General features: G+C 67.4%; 20 protein-coding genes. 4 read left to right on the forward strand and 16 right to left on the reverse strand.

Annotated elements, in window-relative coordinates; genetic code table 11:
* Positions 1-7: 7 nt before the first annotated feature.
* The 11 genes from K5Q19_RS19250 to K5Q19_RS19300 are packed head-to-tail and all read right to left on the reverse strand — an operon-like array spanning position 8 to position 9,678.
* Positions 8-1,357, reverse strand: a complete 1,350-nt coding sequence (locus K5Q19_RS19250) for an MFS transporter (protein WP_292948522.1) — start codon at positions 1,355-1,357, stop codon at positions 8-10.
* Between the two features lies 1 nt (position 1,358).
* Positions 1,359-2,246 (reverse strand): LysR family transcriptional regulator, encoded by an 888-nt coding sequence (locus K5Q19_RS19255; RefSeq protein WP_292948524.1) that lies wholly within the window; start codon positions 2,244-2,246, stop codon positions 1,359-1,361.
* 40 nt (positions 2,247-2,286) lie between these two features.
* Positions 2,287-3,279, reverse strand: coding sequence for a hypothetical protein (locus tag K5Q19_RS19260; RefSeq protein WP_292948526.1), 993 nt, complete (start codon positions 3,277-3,279; stop codon positions 2,287-2,289).
* Positions 3,279-3,929, reverse strand: a complete 651-nt coding sequence (locus tag K5Q19_RS19265; protein ID WP_292948528.1) for an allophanate hydrolase subunit 1 — start codon at positions 3,927-3,929, stop codon at positions 3,279-3,281. The genes K5Q19_RS19260 and K5Q19_RS19265 overlap by 1 nt, the downstream gene beginning before the upstream one ends.
* Positions 3,929-4,705, reverse strand: coding sequence for a 5-oxoprolinase subunit PxpA (locus K5Q19_RS19270; protein ID WP_292948530.1), 777 nt, complete (start codon positions 4,703-4,705; stop codon positions 3,929-3,931). The genes K5Q19_RS19265 and K5Q19_RS19270 overlap by 1 nt, the downstream gene beginning before the upstream one ends.
* On the reverse strand, positions 4,698-5,150 hold the full coding sequence (locus K5Q19_RS19275) for a VOC family protein (protein ID WP_292948532.1): 453 nt from the start codon (positions 5,148-5,150) through the stop codon (positions 4,698-4,700). Before K5Q19_RS19275 ends, K5Q19_RS19270 begins: the two co-directional genes overlap by 8 nt.
* On the reverse strand, positions 5,143-5,928 hold the full coding sequence (locus K5Q19_RS19280) for an SDR family oxidoreductase (RefSeq protein ID WP_292948534.1): 786 nt from the start codon (positions 5,926-5,928) through the stop codon (positions 5,143-5,145). The genes K5Q19_RS19275 and K5Q19_RS19280 overlap by 8 nt, the downstream gene beginning before the upstream one ends.
* Before the next feature lie 14 nt (positions 5,929-5,942).
* Entirely contained in the window at positions 5,943-7,103 is a 1,161-nt protein-coding gene (locus tag K5Q19_RS19285) for an FAD-binding oxidoreductase (RefSeq protein ID WP_292948536.1), read from the reverse strand.
* A 9-nt stretch (positions 7,104-7,112) separates the two neighbouring features.
* A complete protein-coding gene (locus tag K5Q19_RS19290; RefSeq protein WP_292948538.1) occupies positions 7,113-8,576 on the reverse strand; it encodes an aldehyde dehydrogenase in 1,464 nt (487 codons plus the stop codon).
* Positions 8,573-9,157: a thiamine pyrophosphate-dependent enzyme gene (locus tag K5Q19_RS19295; RefSeq protein WP_292948540.1), complete on the reverse strand. Its 585-nt coding sequence runs from the start codon at positions 9,155-9,157 to the stop codon at positions 8,573-8,575. Before K5Q19_RS19295 ends, K5Q19_RS19290 begins: the two co-directional genes overlap by 4 nt.
* The gene (locus K5Q19_RS19300) at positions 9,151-9,678 is read right to left on the reverse strand and encodes a thiamine pyrophosphate-binding protein (RefSeq protein WP_292948542.1); all 528 of its coding nucleotides are present in this window, start codon (positions 9,676-9,678) and stop codon (positions 9,151-9,153) included. Before K5Q19_RS19300 ends, K5Q19_RS19295 begins: the two co-directional genes overlap by 7 nt.
* A 138-nt stretch (positions 9,679-9,816) precedes the next feature.
* Between K5Q19_RS19300 and K5Q19_RS19305 the strand changes: the two genes are divergently transcribed.
* Together K5Q19_RS19305 and K5Q19_RS19310 are read left to right on the forward strand one after the other, a co-directional pair.
* Positions 9,817-10,971: an acyl-CoA dehydrogenase family protein gene (locus tag K5Q19_RS19305; protein WP_292948544.1), complete on the forward strand. Its 1,155-nt coding sequence runs from the start codon at positions 9,817-9,819 to the stop codon at positions 10,969-10,971.
* Entirely contained in the window at positions 10,971-12,095 is a 1,125-nt protein-coding gene (locus K5Q19_RS19310; protein WP_292948546.1) for a CaiB/BaiF CoA-transferase family protein, read from the forward strand. The genes K5Q19_RS19305 and K5Q19_RS19310 overlap by 1 nt, the downstream gene beginning before the upstream one ends.
* Before the next feature lie 217 nt (positions 12,096-12,312).
* On the opposite strand, the gene K5Q19_RS19315 is transcribed toward K5Q19_RS19310, so the two are convergent.
* Positions 12,313-13,056, reverse strand: a complete 744-nt coding sequence (locus K5Q19_RS19315) for a GntR family transcriptional regulator (RefSeq protein ID WP_292948548.1) — start codon at positions 13,054-13,056, stop codon at positions 12,313-12,315.
* Between the two features lie 101 nt (positions 13,057-13,157).
* Here K5Q19_RS19315 and K5Q19_RS19320 point away from each other — a divergent pair, with 101 nt between their 5' ends.
* Entirely contained in the window at positions 13,158-13,403 is a 246-nt protein-coding gene (locus tag K5Q19_RS19320) for a hypothetical protein (RefSeq protein WP_292948550.1), read from the forward strand.
* A gap of 35 nt (positions 13,404-13,438) precedes the next feature.
* Here K5Q19_RS19320 and fahA read toward each other — a convergent pair whose 3' ends face one another.
* From fahA to K5Q19_RS19340, 4 genes are all read right to left on the reverse strand, one after another.
* Positions 13,439-14,740, reverse strand: a complete 1,302-nt coding sequence (gene fahA / locus K5Q19_RS19325; RefSeq protein WP_292948552.1) for a fumarylacetoacetase — start codon at positions 14,738-14,740, stop codon at positions 13,439-13,441.
* On the reverse strand, positions 14,737-15,276 hold the full coding sequence (locus K5Q19_RS19330) for a VOC family protein (protein ID WP_292948554.1): 540 nt from the start codon (positions 15,274-15,276) through the stop codon (positions 14,737-14,739). Before K5Q19_RS19330 ends, fahA begins: the two co-directional genes overlap by 4 nt.
* A complete protein-coding gene (gene hppD, locus K5Q19_RS19335; RefSeq protein ID WP_292948556.1) occupies positions 15,273-16,391 on the reverse strand; it encodes a 4-hydroxyphenylpyruvate dioxygenase in 1,119 nt (372 codons plus the stop codon). The genes K5Q19_RS19330 and hppD overlap by 4 nt, the downstream gene beginning before the upstream one ends.
* Before the next feature lie 182 nt (positions 16,392-16,573).
* Positions 16,574-17,227 (reverse strand): TetR/AcrR family transcriptional regulator, encoded by a 654-nt coding sequence (locus K5Q19_RS19340; protein WP_292948558.1) that lies wholly within the window; start codon positions 17,225-17,227, stop codon positions 16,574-16,576.
* A gap of 150 nt (positions 17,228-17,377) precedes the next feature.
* Here K5Q19_RS19340 and K5Q19_RS19345 point away from each other — a divergent pair, with 150 nt between their 5' ends.
* On the forward strand, positions 17,378-19,726 hold the full coding sequence (locus K5Q19_RS19345) for a TonB-dependent receptor (RefSeq protein ID WP_292948560.1): 2,349 nt from the start codon (positions 17,378-17,380) through the stop codon (positions 19,724-19,726).
* Position 19,727: the final 1 nt, after the last annotated feature.

Below are 19,727 nucleotides of genomic sequence, written 5' to 3' on the forward strand. Positions count from 1 at the left end.
TTTCGCCTCAGGAGCCGGTTCGAGGCTGCACAAGCAGGACGGCGATGCCGATCGCGAGGCAGGACAGGCCGAGCACGGCAAAGAACGGCACGATTCCCGCCGCGACGATGATTGCGCCCATGCCGGAACCGGCGACAGCACCGATGCGGCCGAGCGACAGCGTGATGCCCAGCCCTTGCGCGCGGATGGCGGCAGGAAAGGCGGTCACCGCGAGCGAGAACAGCATGATCTGCAGCCCGGAGACGAAGACACCGGCTGCGGCAAAGCCCAGCACGACGAGCGAGGTGGGATGCAGGCCGCCGGACAGCAGCGGACCGATCGCCATGGTGCAGACGCAGCCGAGGACCGCCATCACCAGCATCGGCGGGCGCAGGCCGTAGCGGTCCATCATCCGTGATCCGACCAGCGCGCCGACAATCCCGCCGAGATTGAACGCACCGGCGCCAAGCGAGGACACGGCAAGATCATAGCCGAGCGCCGCAAGCATCGTCGGGCCCCAGTTGAACACGAGGTAATTGCCGAGCAGGCCGAACAGGAAAGCCGCCGAGAGCGCGAGCGTATCGCGCAGCAGCGGCGGCCGGAACAGCGCCTTCATACCACCTGTGGCTGTCTCGGCCGCCGGGATTTCCGGCGCAAAGCGGGCCGGAACATCCAGCCCTGCGGCGCGCAGCACGCGCCCGAGTTCGGCGCGGCGGCGCGGCCGATGCCTCAGGAAGCGCGGCGATTCCGGGAGAAGTGCGATCAGCGCACCCGTCACGGCCAGGGTCAGAACACCGGCAGTGAGGAACAGCATGCGCCAGCCATAAGCGGGCAGCAGCCATGCGGAGAGCGCGCCGCCGACGAGGCCGCCGAGCACGATCGCAATCATGCCGATCGAGACCGAGAGACTGCGGCGGCTGGCCGGGGAGAATTCGGAGACCAGCGCCGTCGCATTCGGCAGTGCGGCGCCGAGCGCAAGCGTGGAGAGGAAGCGGCAAGCGGCGAGCATGGGCAGGTCATCGGCAAAGGCCGATAGTGCCGTGGTCAGCCCGAACAGTCCCACTGCGCTGACCAGCGTGGGGCGCCGTCCGGCCCGGTCTCCGAGCCAGCCGCCAAGGCCAGTGCCGATCGACATGATGAGCAGCCCCGCGACGATCACCGGCACGAAGCTTTCCCGCGGAAGATGCCAGGCCTTCATCAGCGCGGGCATGGCAAAGCCGAGGATCTGGTTGTCCATCCCGTCGAGCAGGATCGCTGCGGTGCAGAGCGCCAGCACACGCTTCTGGTATGCGCTCCAGCGGCCTGCATCGATCAGGGCGTCGACATCGATGCGCGGAAGATCCGCCTCGTCGTCCTGCGTGCCGGGCACCGCGTTCACATCAGATCTCCGTGACGATTTGCTGGATGATATCTGCCACCGCGCGCGAGGCGGAGAATTCGAGATGCCGGGCCGGGAGCGCCAGCACGATTTCGCGCAGCAGCGCAGGTTCGATCCGGGCCGACACGAGCAGGCCCCGCTCGATCAGGCGCGCGACGGCGTAGTGCGGCAGGAATGTGCTGCCGACCCCGCTCATCGCCACTTCGACCAGCGGCTGGAAGGAATCGGCCTCGACCCGCACCACCAGCGGGACGTCGGCTTCGGCAAACGCCTTTTCGATGAGGACGCGCAGGGCATGTGGCGCGCTGGGCAGCACCAACGGCCGGCCTTCTAGCTGATCGAGCGTCACCGTGTCGCGCCCGTCGAGCCAGCCGCCGGGCGCGCTGACGAGGTGAAGCTCGTCCTGCCGAAGCGCGATGGTGCGCAAGTGGACGTTCTGCTGCGGCCCATAGACCACCGCGAGATCGATTTCGCCCTTGTAGAGCCATTCGGTGAGATAGCTGCCGTAGGCCTCGACAAGGCGCAGCTCGACACCGGGGAGCTGTTCGACAACGCGCTGGACGAGGCTGGCGGCGAGCGTGCCGCCGACGGTGGGGACCATGCCGATGATCACCCGGCCGCCGGGGTTGCCGGAGCAAGCCAGCACATCGGCGCGGGCCTGCTCCAGCCGGTGGACGAGACCGGCGGTGCGGTCCAGCAGGATGCGCCCCGCGTCGGTCAGCACCATGCCGCGGCCGTGGCGCACGAACAGCGGGGTGCGCAGTTCGTGTTCGAGCAGGCGGATCTGGCGGCTGAGCGCGGGCTGGGCCACGCGCAGCTTGTCCGACGCGCGGCTGAGGCTGCCGAGTTCGGCGACGGCGCGGAAGGTTCTGAGCTGCCGGAGATCCATGCCGCCTTGTTATGGATGCCGCATCGGGAGTCGATTCCCTTTATGGCCGGGTCGCATCGATGAAGCCATCGACGAGATTGTTCGACCACAGCCGCTCATCAAGCCGCCCCGGCGCGGCGAGCGCGCGGCGCCATGCCTCGTGCGCAGAAGCGGCGGCGCGGGTGCGGCGCAGGGCTTCGGGCGCATCGATCACCTCGAAGTGGAACGCGTGACCGGCGGGTACTTGTGCCAGCCGGTCGATATCGGGGCCGATCATTGTGGCGATCTTCGGATAGCCGCTGGTGGTCTGGTGATCGGCGAGGAGCACAGTGAGGCCGCCATCGCCATCGGCCTGCAGGCAGCCGCGCAGCGCCGGTTCGCTGGGCATGGCGATCGAGGCGGGCACCAGCGGCGGGCCGCCGAGCACGCGTCCCATCCGGTCGAACCGGGCGGTGGCGGTGAAGGGTGCCTGCGTGAGCTGGGCGATGGCTTCGGCCGGAAAGTGGCGGTCTTGCGGGCCGAGGACAACGGCAAACCGGTCGGGGACTTCGGCTGAGGGGGGCGGAGGCAGGATGCAGGCTTCGAGCGGGCGCGGGGCGGTGAAATCGAACGCCATGCCGGCGGTGATGGGCCCGCCGCCGAGCCCGGAGGTGGCATGGGTTGCGCTGCTGCCCAGCCAGCGGGGTGCGGCATGTTGCCCGGCGAAAGCGAGGTAGGCCCAGTTCCCGGCTCCGGCACGCACGCGCAGGCGCTGGCCGCGGCGGAGCGTGCCAACGCGCCAGGCCTGCGGTTCGTCGCCATCGATATCGCCGATAAAGCCGCCGCCGCAGAGCGCGAAGCCGATTTCACCCTCCTCGCAGATCACGATGCCGCCGCCATGCGAGAGTTCGAAGGCCCAGCCATCGGCAGCGCCGGTGGCGGCGAGCGAGGCGGCAAAGGCGAGGCGATCGACCGGGCCGGAAGGAGGCACGCCGAAGCGCATGACGCCGGTGCGGCCCCGGTCCTGGATCGTGGTCAGCGGCCCGGCGGCCTCGAAGACGATGCGGGCGTTCATCAGTTCTCGGCGCGGCGGAAGCGGATCACATCGCCCGGATCGAACAGGAACGGCTGCGCGCGGACGGAATCGAGGATGACCGCATCGGTATGGCCGATGACCCACCAGCCGGTCGGCATCGGCAGCGTGGTGATCAGGCACTGGGGGCCTGCGATGATCACGCTGCCAACCGGATGGCCGCGCTCGGCGCGGGGCTTGCGCGGCACTTGCAGCGCGTGGGGGACGCCGCCGAGATAGGCGTAGCCCGGGCCGAAGCCGTACATGAAGACGCGGTATTCCCCGTCGAGATGCCGGGCGATGACCTCTTCGGGCGTGAGGCCGGTGGCGGTGGCCACGGCTTCAAGATCGGGGGCGGCAGTGTAGCGGATGGGGATCACGTGCTCGCGCGGGGTGCGCTGTTCTGTCGCAGCCGTTTCAAGGAGGGTGAGGGCGTGGGCGGCGATGTGGTCGCCTTCGGTGACCAAGGGATCGAACACGATCATCAGCGCGACATAGGCGGGCACGGTCTCGACCATGCCGAGCGGCGGCGCTGCGGCAAGGGCGCGGTCGAGCGCGACGACGCGTTCGTTGGTTGCCACGCTGATCTCGCCGCCGAAATCGATCAGGACGGCGCTCTCGCCGATGGGCCGGACAGCGGGTGCGGGCGCCATCAGGCGAGGAAAGGGGCGACCGTGATCCCGCGACCAGTCAGCGCGGTGCGGATCGCCTTGGCCATGACGACGGCATGGGGATCATCGCCGTGCACGCAGATCGAATGGCCCGCAAGCCGGACCGGATCGCCGCCGACCGTGGGCATCAGGCCGGTCTCGAGCCATGTCAGCAGGCGCGCGGCGGCGGCGCCATAATCGTCGATCATCGCACCGGGCTGGCCGCGGGGCACGAGGTTGCCGGCGGGGGTATAGCCGCGGTCGGCAAAGATCTCGCTGTAGACGCGCAGGCCGGCATCGCGGGCGACCTGTTCCAGCACGGTGCCGGAGATGGCGAGGATCGCGAGCTTGCTGTCGATGGCGCGGACGGCGCGGACAATGGCTTCGGCGATGGCACGGTCCTCGCTCGCGACATTGCCGAGCGCGCCGTGGGGTTTGACATAGGAGACGCGCGTGCCTGCCAGCGCGGCGATGGCGATCAGCGCGCCCGTCTGCGCGGCGACGAAGCGTTCGACTTCGGGCGAGGGGAAGGGCAGGCGGCGGCGCCCGAAGCCTTCCTTGTCGGGATAGCTGGGGTGCGCGCCGACGGTGATATTGCGCTCCTTCGCCCAGGTGAGCGTGCGGAACATCGTTTCGGGGTCGCTGGCGTGGCCGCCACAGGCAATGTTGGCGCTGGTGACGATATCCAGCATGGCCTTGTCATCGCCCATGACCCACGGGCCGTAACCTTCGCCAAGGTCGGAATTGAGATCGATCGTGCGGGCCTTGAGATCAGACATCGGCGCTTTTCCGGACTTCGAGGACCACGCCAGCGGCATGGGCCGTATCGAAATAGGTGAAGCCGCTGCCGTTGTCTCGCCTGCCGCGCATCAGGGGCGTCGTGCCGACGCTGGCGGCCTGCTGTTCCGCCAAGGCAAGGTCCGGCACTTCGAAGCCCAAGTGGAACACGCCTTCGCCTTTCTCGTCGAGAAAACGGCGCTGCGGGCAGTCGATTTCCGGCGGCTGGCAGAGCTGGATCTGGAGGTTGTCGATATCGGCGTAGCGATACTTCATGCCCATGAAGCCCTCGCGGCTGGGCACTTCGAGTTCGGTGTATTGGTCGAGCGGAGGGTAATCATGCCATGGGCCGATGCCGACCGAGGTGTAATAAGCCTCGGCAGCCGCGATATCGTGCACCACGATGCAGACGTGGTGCATGCGGCGGAACAGGGTTGCCTCAGGCATCTTCGGCCACCGGCACGACATAGTTGAGGATCATGCGCCCGCCGTCCGGGTAGACCGTCTGCCCGGTCATGTAGGAGGCATCGTCGCTGGCGAGGAAGGCGGCAACGGCGGCGACTTCGCTCGCTTCGCCAAGCCTGCCGGCGGGGGTGCGCGAGAGGATCATGCGGCGCTGTTCCTCATTGGTGAGGAAGCCCATGCTGAGCATCGGGGTGGCGATGGTGCCGGGGCCGATGCCGCACACGCGGATGCCGTGGGGCGCGAGTGCGACGGCGGCGGTGCCGGTCACCTGATTGAGGCCGCCCTTGGAAATGGCATAGGTCGCCACCGAAGGGTTCGCCATGCGCGAATTGATCGACGACATGTTGAGGATCACCCCGCCGCGCCCCGCCGCGATCATGACGCGCGCCGCCGCCTGCACGCCGAAGAAGGCGCCGCGCAAGTTGATGCCGAGCACGCGGTCATAGTCTTCCGGGGTGACGGTCATGAAGTCCTTGGTGATCGCGATCCCGGCGTTGTTGAGCATGATGTCGAGGTGGCCGAAGCGTTCGACCGTCTGCGCGACGAGCGCGTCAATATCGGCGATCACGCTGACATCGGCCCGGATGGCGTGGACGTCGAAGCCCTCTGCAGCCAGCTCTGTGACGGAGGCTGCGAGCCCTTCTTCGTCGATATCGGAGAGCACGACCGTTGCGCCCTCCTCGGCAAAGCGGCGCGCGCAGGCGAGGCCGATGCCGCGTGCGGCGCCGGTGACGATGGCGGTCTTGCCCTTGAATCGCATGGCAGGTGGTTCCGTCAGTAGATCGCGCTTTCGGGCATCGGCCGGTTCGCGGCGATCCGGCCAAACCCGAGCGGGGAGAGATCGATGGTGCGGTAGTGCCCATGCGCGATCCATTCCGCAACACCGCGCGCGGTGCCCGGGGCATGCATCACGCCGTGGCCGGAAAAGCCGGTGGCGAAGACGAGGTTGGCCATGTCCGGATGGGGGCCGATCACGCCGTTGTGATCGAACAGGCACATCTCGTAGTGCCCCGCCCAGGCGCGGACGAGGCGCAGTTGTTCGAGCGCGGGGACGCGGGCGGCGAGGAGGGGCCAGAGGCGGTCTTCGAACAGCGCGTGGTCGGGCTCGAAATCGCCGTCCGCATCGGGATCGTTCGCCTCGTCGGGCTGGATGCCGCCGATGAATCCATCGCCCTCGGGCCGCATCCATGCTCCGGAAATATCGAACAGCATGGGCATCCCGGCACCGGCGAGCGGGGCCTTGAACTGGAACACGGTGCGCTTGCGCGGGCGGACGGGGAGGTCGATGCCGAGCAGGCGAGCCACCGCGCCGGATCCGGGGCCGGCAGCGTTGATGACCCAGTCGCAAGGGTGGATGGCGCCGTCGGCGCGCACGCCGGTGATGCGTGCACCCTCGGTGATGAATCCGCTGGCCTCGGCCTGCACGAAGCGGGCCTCGCCCGCAATGGCTGCACGCCGCGCCGCTTGCAGCAGGCTCCACGCATCGAACCAGCCTTCGTTCTGGCGGCCAAGCGTGGCGATGGCGATGTCATCGGTGGAGAGCCACGGGAAAGCGGCGGCGCAGGCATCCGGCCCGAAGTCTTCGACCATAGCGCCGAGGCCGCGCTGCATGGCAAGGGCCTCGCGGCGGGCCGCTTCGGTCCGCGCATCGCCGAGGATCAGATAGCCGCCTTCGACAAAGTCGATCTCGGCATCCTCACCAAGCTCGGCTTTCACGCCCTTGAGGAACTGCGCGCCATAAAGGCTGAGCTCGACATTGACGGGGCAGCCGAACTGGGTGCGGATCGAGGCGGCGGAAAGTGCGGTGGAGGAGAAGCGGTATGTGGGATCGCGTTCGATCACGGTGACGTCGGTCAGCCCCTCGCGGCACAGCGCCCGCGCGGTGAGGCTGCCGATGATGCCGCCGCCGATGATGACGATGCGTGGGCTGGTCATGCTATGCCCCTAGCGAATGGCAAAGGGATTGGCGACGCGGGCCATGGGGTCGATCCACACCGTCTTGGTCTGGAGATAGGCGTCGATGGCTTCCTGCCCGTTCTCCCGCCCGATGCCGCTGCGCTTGTAGCCGCCGAAGGGCGCGAGATAGCTGACAGCGCGGTAGGTGTTGATCCAGAGCGTGCCCGCCTGCAGCGCTTCGGTGCCGCGGAACACGCGCGCGGTGTCGCTGGTCCAAAGCCCGGCAGCGAGGCCGTAGGGCGTGTCGTTGGCGAGCGCGAAAGCCTCCGCTTCGTCATCGAAGGGGATCACCGCGAGCACCGGGCCGAACACTTCCTCGCGCGCGATGCGCATGGTGTTGGTGGCGCCGGTGAGGATCGTCGGGCGGACGAACCAGCCTTGATCGGCACCGCCGCCCAGCATGACCTGCGCGCCTTCGCCGCGGGCCGAGGCGATGTGATCCAGCACGCGGCGGTGCTGCGCGGCGGTGGTGATCGGGCCGATCTGCGTGCTCTCATCCGCGGGATCGCCGAGCCGGGCCGGACTGGCAAGCTCGACCAGCTTTCTAACAAAGACATCATGGACCTTGCGTTCGACAAGCAGGCGCGAACCCGCCACGCAGGTCTGTCCGGAAGCCGCGAAGATGCCCGCGACGACGCCATTGGCCGCCGCATCGAGATCGGCATCGGCGAAGACGATCTGCGCCGACTTGCCGCCGAGTTCAAGTGTCACGCGCTTCAGCCCAGCCGCGGCGGCGTGATAGACCGCGATGCCGCCCGCCTCGCCGCCAGTGAACGCGATCTTGGCAACATCGGGGTGCGACACGAGCCGCTTGCCCGCGCGGTCCGCGAAGCCGGTGACGGTGTTGACGACGCCCGCCGGGAAGCCGGCTTCGGCAAACAGCTTCACGAATGCGAGAGTCGAGGCGCTGGCGTGCTCGGAGGGTTTGATCACCGCCGTGTTGCCCGCCGCCAGCAATGGGGCGAGTTTCCACGAGAGCAATTGCAGCGGCGAGTTCCACGGCAGGATCGCGGCGACCACACCGAGCGGCTCGCGGCGCGTCCATGCGACCATGCCCGGCTTGTCGATGGGCAGGACGCGGCCTTCGATCTTGTCCGCGAGCCCGCCGAAATAGCGGAACCATTCGGGGAGATAGCGCAGCTGGGCGCGCGTCTCGACGATAAGCTTGCCGTTGTCGCGCGTTTCGAGGGCGGCGAGGCGATCGGCGTTTTCGGCGATCAGATCGGCGAGGCGGTAGAGCAGGCGTCCGCGCGCCGAGGGGGTGAGGGCAGGCCATTCGCCTTGCCCGAAAGCCTGTCTGGCGGCGGCAACGGCGGCGTCCACTTCCTCCGCACCGTCGTCCGGAATCTGCGCCCAAGCCTGCGTTGTATAGGGATCGATGCTCTCGAACAGAGCGGACGCCTCCACTTCGCGTCCGCCGACGGTGTTGCGGAAGACTGGCAGCGCGCTCATGCAGTCGCGAGGCCCAGCGTAGCGCGGAAGCGGTTCTTGATATGCACCGCATCGCGCGGGGGGAGCGAGCGGGGGAGGTTCTCCGCCTTGACGGTGACGACGGCGAGGTGCGGCCCGGCTTGCGGGGCATGGAGCAAGTCGCGGATGGCGGCGACGTCTTCCATGGTCTCGGCGCGATCGACGCGGGGGAAACCGCACGCCGAGGCCACGTCATCGAGCCGCAGGCCGAGGCCGGTGTGGCTGGTCTGCATGCCGGTTTCGCCGAAATGGCCGTTGTCGATGACGACGATGGCAAGGTTGGCGGGCCGCGCGATGGCGATGGTGGCTAGGCCGCCGAGGCCCATCAGCTGCTCGCCGTCGCCGGTGATCACCAGCACGCGGCGGTTCGGCTGCGCTTGCGCGAGGCCGAGGCCGACGAGCGCGGCGCTGCCCATGGCGCCCCAGAGGTAGTAGTTGCGCGCGTCGTCGCCTGCCGCGTGGACGTCGTAGCTCGCTGAGCCGAGGCCGGTGACGACGAGGAGGTCTCCACGTTCCCGCAGCAGTTCGGCCACGACCGCGCGCCGGTCGAGCGGGGCTACCACTTCTTTTCTCCCATCACGCGCTGGCCGATCAGGATGGCGATCTGCTGGTCGGCATCAAAGGCCTCGACAAGGGCTGCGGGCACGATCGCCAGCAATTCCTCGGCGCTATCGGCGCGGAACACGCGGACGCCGACCGCGCGCAGGGCGGCTTCGGTGGCTTGCCCCATCGGGACCTGCCACGGATTGAACTCGCCCCATTCGCCGCGCATCGTCACCAGCATCAGCAGGGGGATACGGGCGATCACGGGTAGCGAGAGCATGTTGATGCAGTTGCCCACGCCGCTCGATTGCATGAGGATGGCGCTGCGCTTGCCGCCGAGCCAGGCGCCGGCCGCGATGGCGATGCCTTCCTCTTCGGTGGTGAGGACCGTGGCGGTCACCGCCTCGTCGGCATGGAGCAGCTTGATCAGCTGCGTATGGCCGGCATCGGGCACGTAGTTGGCATGGGTGACGTTGGCCGCGCGCAGCCGGGCGTAGAGCTGGTCGGGCCAGGCTGTGCCCGCTTCGAGGGTCTGGGTCATGTTCATGACGCGCAAGAATACCGCGCGCGCCAGCTCCGTCTCGCAACATCTGGACCAAGCAGCTATGCCGGATTGCTATAGCTGACTGGCATGACTTCGTCTTTGTGGTGGTGGCGTGCGGGCGCTAGAGGCGCGGCCATGGTACAGCCCGATTATTCCGATATCCGCGCTGCGGTCGCCGCGCTGTGCGCCGATTACCCCGGCAGCTACTGGCGCGATCTCGATGCGCGGATGGCCTATCCGACCGAGTTTGTGGCGGCGCTCACCCACAGTGGCTTCCTCGCCGCACTGATCCCTGAGGCATATGGCGGCTCCGGCCTGCCGCTTTCGGCGGCCTGCGCGATCCTCGAGGAAGTGCAGCGCGCAGGGTGCAATGGATCGGCCTGCCATGCGCAGATGTACACAATGGGCACGCTGCTGCGGCACGGCAGCGAGGCGCAGAAGGAGCGCTATCTGCCCCCCATCGCGCGCGGCGAGCTGCGCCTGCAAGCCTTCGGCGTGACTGAGCCGGCCAGCGGCACGGATACGCTCTCGCTGCGCACTTTCGCGCGGCGGGAGGGCGATACCTACCGCGTTAGTGGCCAGAAAGTGTGGACCAGTCGGGCCGAACATTCCGACCTCATGATCCTCCTCGCGCGCACCACCCCGCGTGAGGAGGTGGCCCGCAAGGCTGAGGGGCTTTCGGTGTTCCTTGTCGACATGGCCCATGCCCGCGCCAACGGCATGGAGATCCGCCCGATCCGCACGATGATGAACCATGCGACGACCGAGATCTGGTTTGATGACGTGCCCGTGCCCGCCGCCAATCTGATTGGTGAAGAGGGGAAGGGCTTCCGCTATATCCTCTCGGGCATGAACGCCGAACGCATCCTGATCGCTGCCGAATGCATCGGCGATGCCAAGTGGTTCATCGAACGCGCCAGTCGCTATGCGGGCGAGCGGCAGGTGTTCGGCCGCCCGATCGGTGCAAACCAGGGCGTGCAGTTTCCCATCGCCAAGGCCTATGCCGCAATGCGCGCGGCCGAGCTGATGGTGCACCATGCTGCCGAAGTCTATGAAGCGGGCGGCAATGCCGGGGCCGAGGCCAACATGGCGAAGATGCTCGCTGCCGATGCTTCATGGGAAGCGGGCAATGTCTGCGTGCAGACGCATGGCGGCTTCGGATTTGCCGCCGAGTATGATGTCGAGCGCAAGCTGCGCGAGACGCGGCTCTATCAGGTGGCGCCGATTTCGACCAACCTCGTCCTTGCCTATCTTGCCGAGCACGCGCTTGGCCTGCCGCGCAGCTACTGATGACCGGAGCGCTTGAAGGCCTGCTGGTGGTGGCGCTGGAGCAGGCGGTGGCAGCGCCGCTGTGCACGCGCCAGCTCGCCGACGGCGGTGCGCGGGTGATCAAGCTGGAGCGCGCGGGCGGTGAGACGGCGCGGCATTATGACAGCGCGGTCGGCGGGGCCTCGGCCTATTTCGCATGGCTCAACCGGGGCAAGGAAAGCGTGGTCGTCGATGTGAAGGCGTCCGCAGACCGCGCGATGATCGAACGCATGGTGGGCCGGGCGGACGTGTTTATCCAGAACCTGGCGCCGGGGGCGGCGGCGCGGCTTGGGCTTGATGCGGCAGCGCTCGTGGCGCGCCATCCGCGTCTGATTGCGCTCGACATCTGCGGCTATGGCCAATCGACCGACGCGCGCGACATGCGGGCCTATGACATGCTGGTGCAGGCCGAAGCGGGCATCTGCGCTGTTACCGGCACGCCCGAGGCCATGGCCAAAGTGGGCGTTTCGATTGCCGATCTCGCGACGGGCATGAACGCGCATGCCGCCATCCTCGAGGCGCTGATCGGGCGGGGGCGCACCGGGCGCGGGGCGGCGATCGAGATGGCGATGTTCGATGCTATGGCCGACTGGATGGCGGTGCCGCTGCTGCATCTGGAACATGCCGGTCGCGTCACCGGGCGGCACGGCCTCGAACACGCGGCGATCTATCCTTATGCAGCCTATGCCTGCCGGGATGGCGCGCTGATGATTGCCATCCAGTCGCCCGATGAATGGCAGCGGTTCTGCGCGGGCGTGCTGGGCGATGCGGCGCTGGCCCACGATCCGCGCTTTGCGACGAACCCCGACCGCGTTGCCAACCGTGAGGCGCTGGGGCAGATTGTTGGCGCTGCCTTCGCCGGGCTGCTTGTGGCCGAGGCGAGTGGCTTGCTGGACAGGCACCGGATTGCATGGGGCCGGGTCTCGCAGGTGGCAGACCTCGCGGCGCATGCGGCGTTGCGGCGGGTGCCGGCCGAAGTCCACGCCGCCGCATTCACGCTGCCGCGACCGGCGGGGCGATCCGGGGCGCTGCCCACGGTGGTACCTTCGCTCGATGCCGACGGACCCGCCTTGCGCCGGGAGTTCGGGCCGGCTGCCGCCGACTGATGCGCGCGGCTGGCGGCGCGCGCGGCACGGATCGATGCGTTCTAGCGCCCGCGCTGCAGCGCCAGCTTGCTCTGCACCGCGCCTGCCAGTTCCTCCCAGGTGAAGGCGACCGGCTTCAGTTCGCGCGTGCTGGCCAGCGAACTTCGCGGTCTCGGCCACCGCGAGGAGGAAGCGGTCCTCGCGGCCCGCGCGGATCGCTTCCAGTGCGAGCGCGCCTTCAGAGCACGCCGATTTCCTGCGCGGCGAGGCGGCTGCGCTCGATGATCGCTTTCATCGCGCTGCGGGCGAATTCTGGATCGCGCATGCGGATCGCCTCGACCACGCGGCGATGCAGCACGGTCTGCTCGGTGCGGTAGGTCTGCGCGCCGTCGCTGGCGGCGATGAAGGCGTTGAGCAGCGGGCCGAAGCGCAGCCAGAGATTCTCGATGATCTGCAAGAGCTGCGGCGAGCCGGGCATGCGGTAGATCGCGAAGTGAAAGGCGAGATTGGCGGCAAGCTGCGCGGCGTCCACCGCATCAGGGATGGCGAAGGCTTCGAGCGCGGCGAGCGCGGCATCGAGCGCGGCCATGGCCGGTGGGGTCACCGCCTCGGCGGCGCGCGCGGCGGCATGCGGCTCGATCAGCATGCGCAGCGCAAAAAGCTCCTCGATTTCGCTACGGCCAAGCAGCGGCACGCGCAGCCGCCCGTTGGGCAGCGCTTCGAGCGCGCCTTCGGCGGCAAGCCGCTGGACGGCATCGCGCACCGACATGGTGCCCGCATCGAGTTCCTCGCACAATTTGCGCACAGGCAGCGCAGTGCCGGCCTGAAAACCGCCGAGCATGAGCATGCGGCGCAGATCGAGATAGGCCTTGTCGCGCAGCGTGGTGCGCGCGGCGCGCGTGCTCATGGGATCAAGCCTGTCGCTTTCGGTGAACAGGGCCGACGCCACCGCGTCCGCGTCTTGCTCCGGATCTCCGCTCACTCGGCCAGCTCCTCCTGCCTGCCCCGGTGGCGGGACGGCGCGGCACACCCAACAGATTTGCGCGCGCCGCGCAAGACCGGCCGCGATGGGAGGGCACCACGATGAACAGAGGCGGTTTCGTGCGCGGGCCCCTGGGGCTTGTCGGCGGCATTCTCCGGGTGGTCCTGCTGGCGCTGATTGCGGCCTGGGCCTATCAGAACGGCTGGGAGGACGACTTCACCTTGGTCAACTGGGACCAGCGCGGCACTGGCAAGAACTGGAAGATCACCGACGGCGAGAAGCTGGCACCGACGATGTCGCTCGAGGCGATGCAGGCCGAGGCTGAGCGGAGCGCTGCCTCGGCCTGAACTCAGCGCGAGAAGAGTGTCAAAAGGCACGGTTCTCAGTTCACGGGCGATGGCAAGACGATCCCTGCGCAGGTCCCGAAACCGATGGTGCGAAAGCCTTCGCGTCGCGCGGCGGCGCGCAGGGTGACGCGGTCGCCGTCCTCGAGGAACGTGCGCGTCTCGTCGCCGGGGAGCTCGATCCTGTTGCGTCCGCCCTGTGTGAGCTCAAGCAGGCTGCCCGAGGCGGCGGGATCGCGTCCGGACAATGTGCCGGTGCCAAGAAGGTCGCCGGGTGCAAGGTTGCAACCGCCACTGGTGTGGTGCGTCACGAGCTGCGCCGGGGTCCAGTGCATGGCCTCGCCGGTCGTGCTGCGCGAGAGCAGGTGTGCGGGCAAGCCGGCGCGGCGCATTGCGGCGGTATCGAGCCGGACTTCGAGGTCGATGGCCAGCATGCCGGTTGCCGCATCGGCGGGATCGCGCAGATAGGGCAGGGGATCGGGTTCACCCGCAGTCCGCGGGGCGGGGGCGGTGCGGAAGGGTTCCAGCGCCTCGCGCGTCACCACCCAGGGCGAGACGGTTGTTGCGAAGTTCTTGGCGAGGAAGGGGCCGAGCGGCTGGTATTCCCACGCCTGCACATCGCGCGCGGACCAGTCGTTGAGCAGGCACAGGCCGCCGATCCGTTCCCACGCCGTGCTGATCGGAACGGGTGTGCCGAGCGGGTTGGCGCCGGCGACCCACAGGCCGAGCTCCAGTTCGTAATCGAGCCGCTTGGTCGGGCCGAAAGTGGGCTTGATCGCGCCGGGGACCAGCGTCTGGCCGTTGGGGCGAAACACCGGCGCGCCGCAGACCTGCACCGAGCTTGCCCGGCCATGATAGCCGATGGGAACGTGGTGGTAGTTGGGCAGCAGCGGGTTGTCCGGCCGGAACAGGGCACCGACGGCGCGCGCATGATGAATGCCGACGTAGAAATCGGTGTAATCGCCGATCGCGAAGGGCAGGGTTAGGGGGCAGTCCGCCGCAGGGTGCAAGTGCGGCGCGACGGTTTCTTCCTGCGCGGCATCGGTCAGCAGCTCGAACAGTGCATGGCGCAGCGTTTGCCGTGTGGCGGCCGGAAGGGCGAACAGGGCGTTGAGCCGCGGTTCGGCGAGGGCTGCGCCAAGCGCATCGGGAAGCAATCCCGTCGCCGCCAATGCCTTGAGATCGAGGATCGCGTTCCCGATCGCTGTCCCGATGCGCGGCGCATCGCCATCCGCCGGGATGAACACGCCGAGCGGCAGGTTCTGGACGGGAAACTCGGGATGATCCTCGGCACTCTCGACCCAGCTTTGCGCGGCTGGATCGTGGGTGTAGTCGATCATGCATCCGGGTCCTTGTGCAGCCATTCGGCATGGCGCGGCGCGCGCTTGGTGCGGCTCCATTCCTCTAGCATCACCGGCGCGAGCGTTTCGAGTTCAGCATATTGCGCGGGCGTGCCGATGTTGCAGGCCAGTTCCAGGCGGTGGCCGTTGGGATCGAAGAAATAGATCGAGCGGAAAATGCCGTGGTAGGTCGGCCCGAGCACGTCGATGCCTTCCGCTTCCAGATGCGCCTTGGCAGCGTGGAGTGCGGCTTCGTCCGCCACTTCGAAGGCGAGGTGCTGGACCCAGGCGGGGGTGTTGGGGTCCTTGCCCATTTCCGGCTGGTTCGGCAGCTCGAAGAAGGCGAGCACGTTGCCGCCGCCGCAATCGAGGAAGACGTGCATGTAGGGATCATGCTCGCCGGTAGAGGGCACGGTGTCCTCGGCAAAGGCGGTGGTATAGCGCATGCCCATCACACGCTCGTACCAGGCGACGGTCTCCTTCGCGTCGCGGCAGCGGTACGCGACATGGTGGATGCGCTGGATGGGGGGGATCATGCGGCGGCTCCTTCCACGGTGAGCACGCCGCGGCGCATCTGGTCGCGCTCCATCGACTGGAACAGCGCGGTGAAATTGCCCTCGCCGAAGCCTTCATCCTTCTTGCGCTGGATGAATTCGAAGAAGACCGGGCCGATCTGCGTTTCGGAGAAGATCTGGAGGAGGAGGCGCGGATCGCCCGCCTCGGTCGATCCATCGAGCAGGATGCCGCGCTTCTGCAGTTCTGCGACAGGTTCGCCGTGGCCGGGCAGGCGCTCGTCCAGCATCTCGTAGTATGTCGCAGGCGGCGCGGTCATGAACGGGGTGCCGAGCGCCTTGAGGCGGTCCCACGCGCCGAGGAGGTCGTCGCAGGCAAAGGCGATGTGCTGGATGCCCTCGCCATTGTAGGCGCGCAGGAACTCCTCGATCTGCCCGCCGCCCGCTTTCGCCTCCTCGTTGAGCGGGATGCGGATCTTGCCGTCGGGCGCAGTCATCGCGCGGCTGGTGAGGCCGGTGTATTCGCCCTTGATGTCGAAATAGCGGATCTCGCGGAAATTGAAGATGCGCTCGTAGAAGGCGGCCCAATGCGCCATGCGGCCGCCGTAGACGTTGTGGGTGAGGTGATCGATCGTGTGGAAGCCCGCGCCCTTGGGCTGGCGGTCGACGCCGGGCAGGTAAACGAAATCGATATCGTAGATCGAGAGATCGCCGAGCGGCGAGCCTTCGTAGCGGTCGATGAGGTAGATGATCGCGCCGCCGATGCCGCGGATGGCGGGGAGGCTGAGTTCCATCGGGCCGGTGCGCACTTCGACCGGCTCCGCGCCGCGTTCGAGCGCCACGCGGTAGGCTTCGGCCGCATTGCGCACGCGCCAGCCCATGCCGCAGGCGGAGGGGCCATGCTCGGCGGCGAACCAGGCGGCGGGGCTCTTCGGTTCGTAGTTGGCGATCAGGTTGATGCCGCCCTGCCGCCAGAGCTGCACCGCCTTGGAGCGGTGGTTGGCGATGTGGGTGAAGCCCATCGCGGCGAACACGGGTTCGAGCAGGCCGGGCTGGGGGGCGGAAAATTCGATGAACTCGAAGCCGTCGAGGCCGAGCGGATTTTCGAACAGATCGGTTGTCTTCGCCTCGGCGTTCACCGCGGTTCTCCCATGGTTCGGATTACCGGGAGATCATAGCGGAAAGGCCATGCGCTGTCCGCGCAATGTCTGCGCCGAAACAGCACCATGGTGCGTCAATTGCGCGTCATGCGTATCAATGACGATGTTTTGGCGCGGAGCCTTCGACTCTGCCGTCTATATCGTGCAGGCCGCGCCCAGACTCAGCGTTCGGTGAGCAGGCTGACCATGGCGCGTTCCCATGCCGCGAGCGCTTTCTCGATCTGCGCCGGGGAGACCGCGCGAATCGATTCGAGTGTCAGGCCGAACATGATCGCATTGTTGAGCAGGCGCACCGTTTCGACGCGCGGATCGTCGGGGCTGATCACCCCTTCCAGTATGCGCGCGAGCAGACGGCGCACGAAAGCGCTGTGGCGTGAAAGCGTATCGCCGATCGCCATGGCGAGCTCCGGATCGTCGCGCATGGCAAGCTCGATTTCCATCGCCGCGACGAGCTCCTTGGTGCCGATCAGCGACCACGATGCCTTCGACAGCGCGAGGAACCGGGGCAGTCCTTCCGGAACCCCGCGCAGCGCCCGGCGATAGGCGAGAAAGCGTTCGGTGGCGAAACGCCGCACGACGGCGGCCATGAGGCCCGCCTTGGTCGGATACTGGTGCTGCAGCGCGCCGAGGCTGACGCCCGCGGCCTTGGCAATCTGGCTCGTTGTCGCGCCGGCATAGCCGATCTGGTGCAGCAGCTCGACCGAAGAGGAGAGAATCTTGCGCCGCGTTTCGGCACTTCGTTCGCCCTGGGTGCGGCGTGCCGGTCGAGGCGCCGGTGCGCGATTGCCCGCTAATGCTAGGGTCTGGCTGTTCACGGCGCGTGTCTCTCTTCCTCCGGGTGCGGCCAGAAGCCTGATGCAGTTATGCCATACTTAGCGCCAATGCGGAGGCATATCGAAATTTGAGTTGACCGGCCCATGTCTCACTTACAATATAGGTTACTTGTAAATGCAAGGGGCAGGGACATGACGATTGCAGGTTCGAAGAGACTGGCGATGCGACTGGTGGGCCTCGGGGCCTTGCTTTCGGGCACGAGTCTGTGGGCGGCGGCAGCCCATGCCGCGGCGCCGGCTGCCACCGATGAGCTGACAACGAACGAAATCGTGGTGACGGCGAGCCGGCGCGAGCAATCGCTGGTCGAAGTGCCGGCCGCGGTGACGGCGGTTTCGGGCGATGTGCTGGAACAGCGCGCCCTGACCGACATCCGCGATTTTGCGGCACTCGTGCCGGGCTTCTCGATCGACGATCGCGGCGGCACCGACGTGCGCCTCATCCTGCGCGGCCAGAACACCGGCGGCGCGGGCGCCAGCGTCGCAACGATGATGGACGACGTGGTGTTGAGCTCCACCAGCGCGCTCAGCAACGGTTCGACCGTGACGCCCAACTTCGAGACCTATGATCTGGAGCGCGTGGAAGTGCTGCGCGGGCCGCAGGGCACGCTTTACGGCGCGACGGCGCAGGGCGGCCTGCTCAAGTACGTGACGAAGAAGCCCGATCTCGCAAAGGCAGGTGCCGCAGCCGAAATCGGCCTCGAATCCGTCAATCAGGGTGAGACCGCCTTTAACGCTCGCGCGGTGGTGAACATTCCGCTGATTACCGACAAGCTCGCGATTCGCGCGCTCGGCTACTACCTTGATCTGCCCGGCTACATCGACAACCCGCTGCTCGGCCTGAAGGATGTCAACCGCGGCAATCGCCGCGGTGGGCGCATATCGCTGCTGGCCAAGCCCACGGATCGGCTCTCGATCCGCGTGACCGGGGCTTACCAGAGCGAGGAATACGGCGCAGAAGGTGTTGTCGAGGTGGTCGGCTCGCCCCTGCCCAACAACGAGACGTCGCGGTCGTTCAACCTCGTCGGCGGCACGCCGAGCGATCGCAAGGGCTTCCAGGGCGGCAACCGCGCGCGCTCGCGCTTCATCAACGGCGTGATCGACTGGGACGTCGGCTTTGCCGACCTGACCAGCTCGACGAGCCTTGTGAAGGTGAGCCGGCGGCAGGGCTTTGATATCAGCAATACGCCAGCCGCGCCTTTCTTCACCCTCGGCATGGCATTCACTCCGCTGTTTGGCGAGCCGATCGTGCTCCCGCTTGTGCAGGACAACGATCACCAGAAGTTCAACCAGGAAGTGCGCCTTTCTTCCAAGAAGGGCGTCGGGCCGGACTGGCTGACCTGGCAGGTGGGCGTGTTCCATTCCTATGAGGACGTCCTGTTCAGGCAGGAATTCGTGACGCGCTCGGCTGCGGATACCTCGCAGGTGCTGACGGTGCTGCCCTTCATTCCGGGCATCGGCGGGCTGGGGCTCGGCGCCCAGCGCACCGATGCCAACTACAACGAGTGGTCGGGCTTCGGCGACGTGACGTTCAAGCTGGGGCGCTTCGAGCTTTCGCTTGGCGGACGCTATACCGATATCAGGCAGGACGGGGTCGTCACGAACTTCCCCGGCGTGTTCACTGGCCCGCCAAGTGCGGGTGATCCGACGATTTCGGGGACTGTCCCGTTCGTTTCGAAGGAAAACAAGTTCACTTATTCGGTGGCGCCGCGCTTCGCGCTGACCGACCGCATCTCGATCTATAGCCGTATCGCCTCCGGCTATCGCCCGGGTGGTCCGCTGACAGTGCCGGGCGCGGGGACGAATGGCATTCCGTCCGGGTTCCGGCCTGATAACACCGTCAACTATGAAGTCGGCACCAAGGGCGATATCGGTCCGCTGGCGTTCGATGTGGCGCTCTACCGGATCGACTGGACCGACGTGCAAGTTCTGGGTGCCGTGACGCCGCAAAGCGGTCCGACGCTGTTCGTCACCACCAACGGCGGGCGCGCGCGCAGCCAGGGGATCGAGTGGGCCCTCGCGCTGCGACCCGAAAAGAACCTGACCATCGCGTGGTCGGGCAACGCGGTCGAAGCCAAACTGCGTTCGGATGTGCCGGGCATCGGCGGCCGCGCGGGGCAGAACCTGCCTTACGTGCCGCGCTTCACCAGCACGGTGAGCGGTGACTACCGAATTCCGCTGACAGATTCGGCGACGGCCACGCTGGGAACCACCTGGTCCTATGTGGGCGGGCGCAACGGCGATTTCATTGCCCCGGTGCCACCGCTGCTCAGCAGCAATCCGCGCCTGCCTGCCTACAGCACGTGGGATCTGCGCGCGGGGATCGAGCTGTCAGGCATCACGCTTGATGCGATTGTGCGCAACGTCTCGAACTCGCGCGGGATCACCGGCTATCGCAGCGCGTTCGGCTTCAGCGGGACGACCGGGCAGGCGGCTATCGTGCAGCCGCGCACGGTGCAGGTGCGGCTTTCCGGCCGGTTCTGAC

The organism is Novosphingobium sp. (genome assembly GCF_019748365.1).
In the GTDB taxonomy this organism is placed as follows: Bacteria; Pseudomonadota; Alphaproteobacteria; order Sphingomonadales; family Sphingomonadaceae; genus Novosphingobium.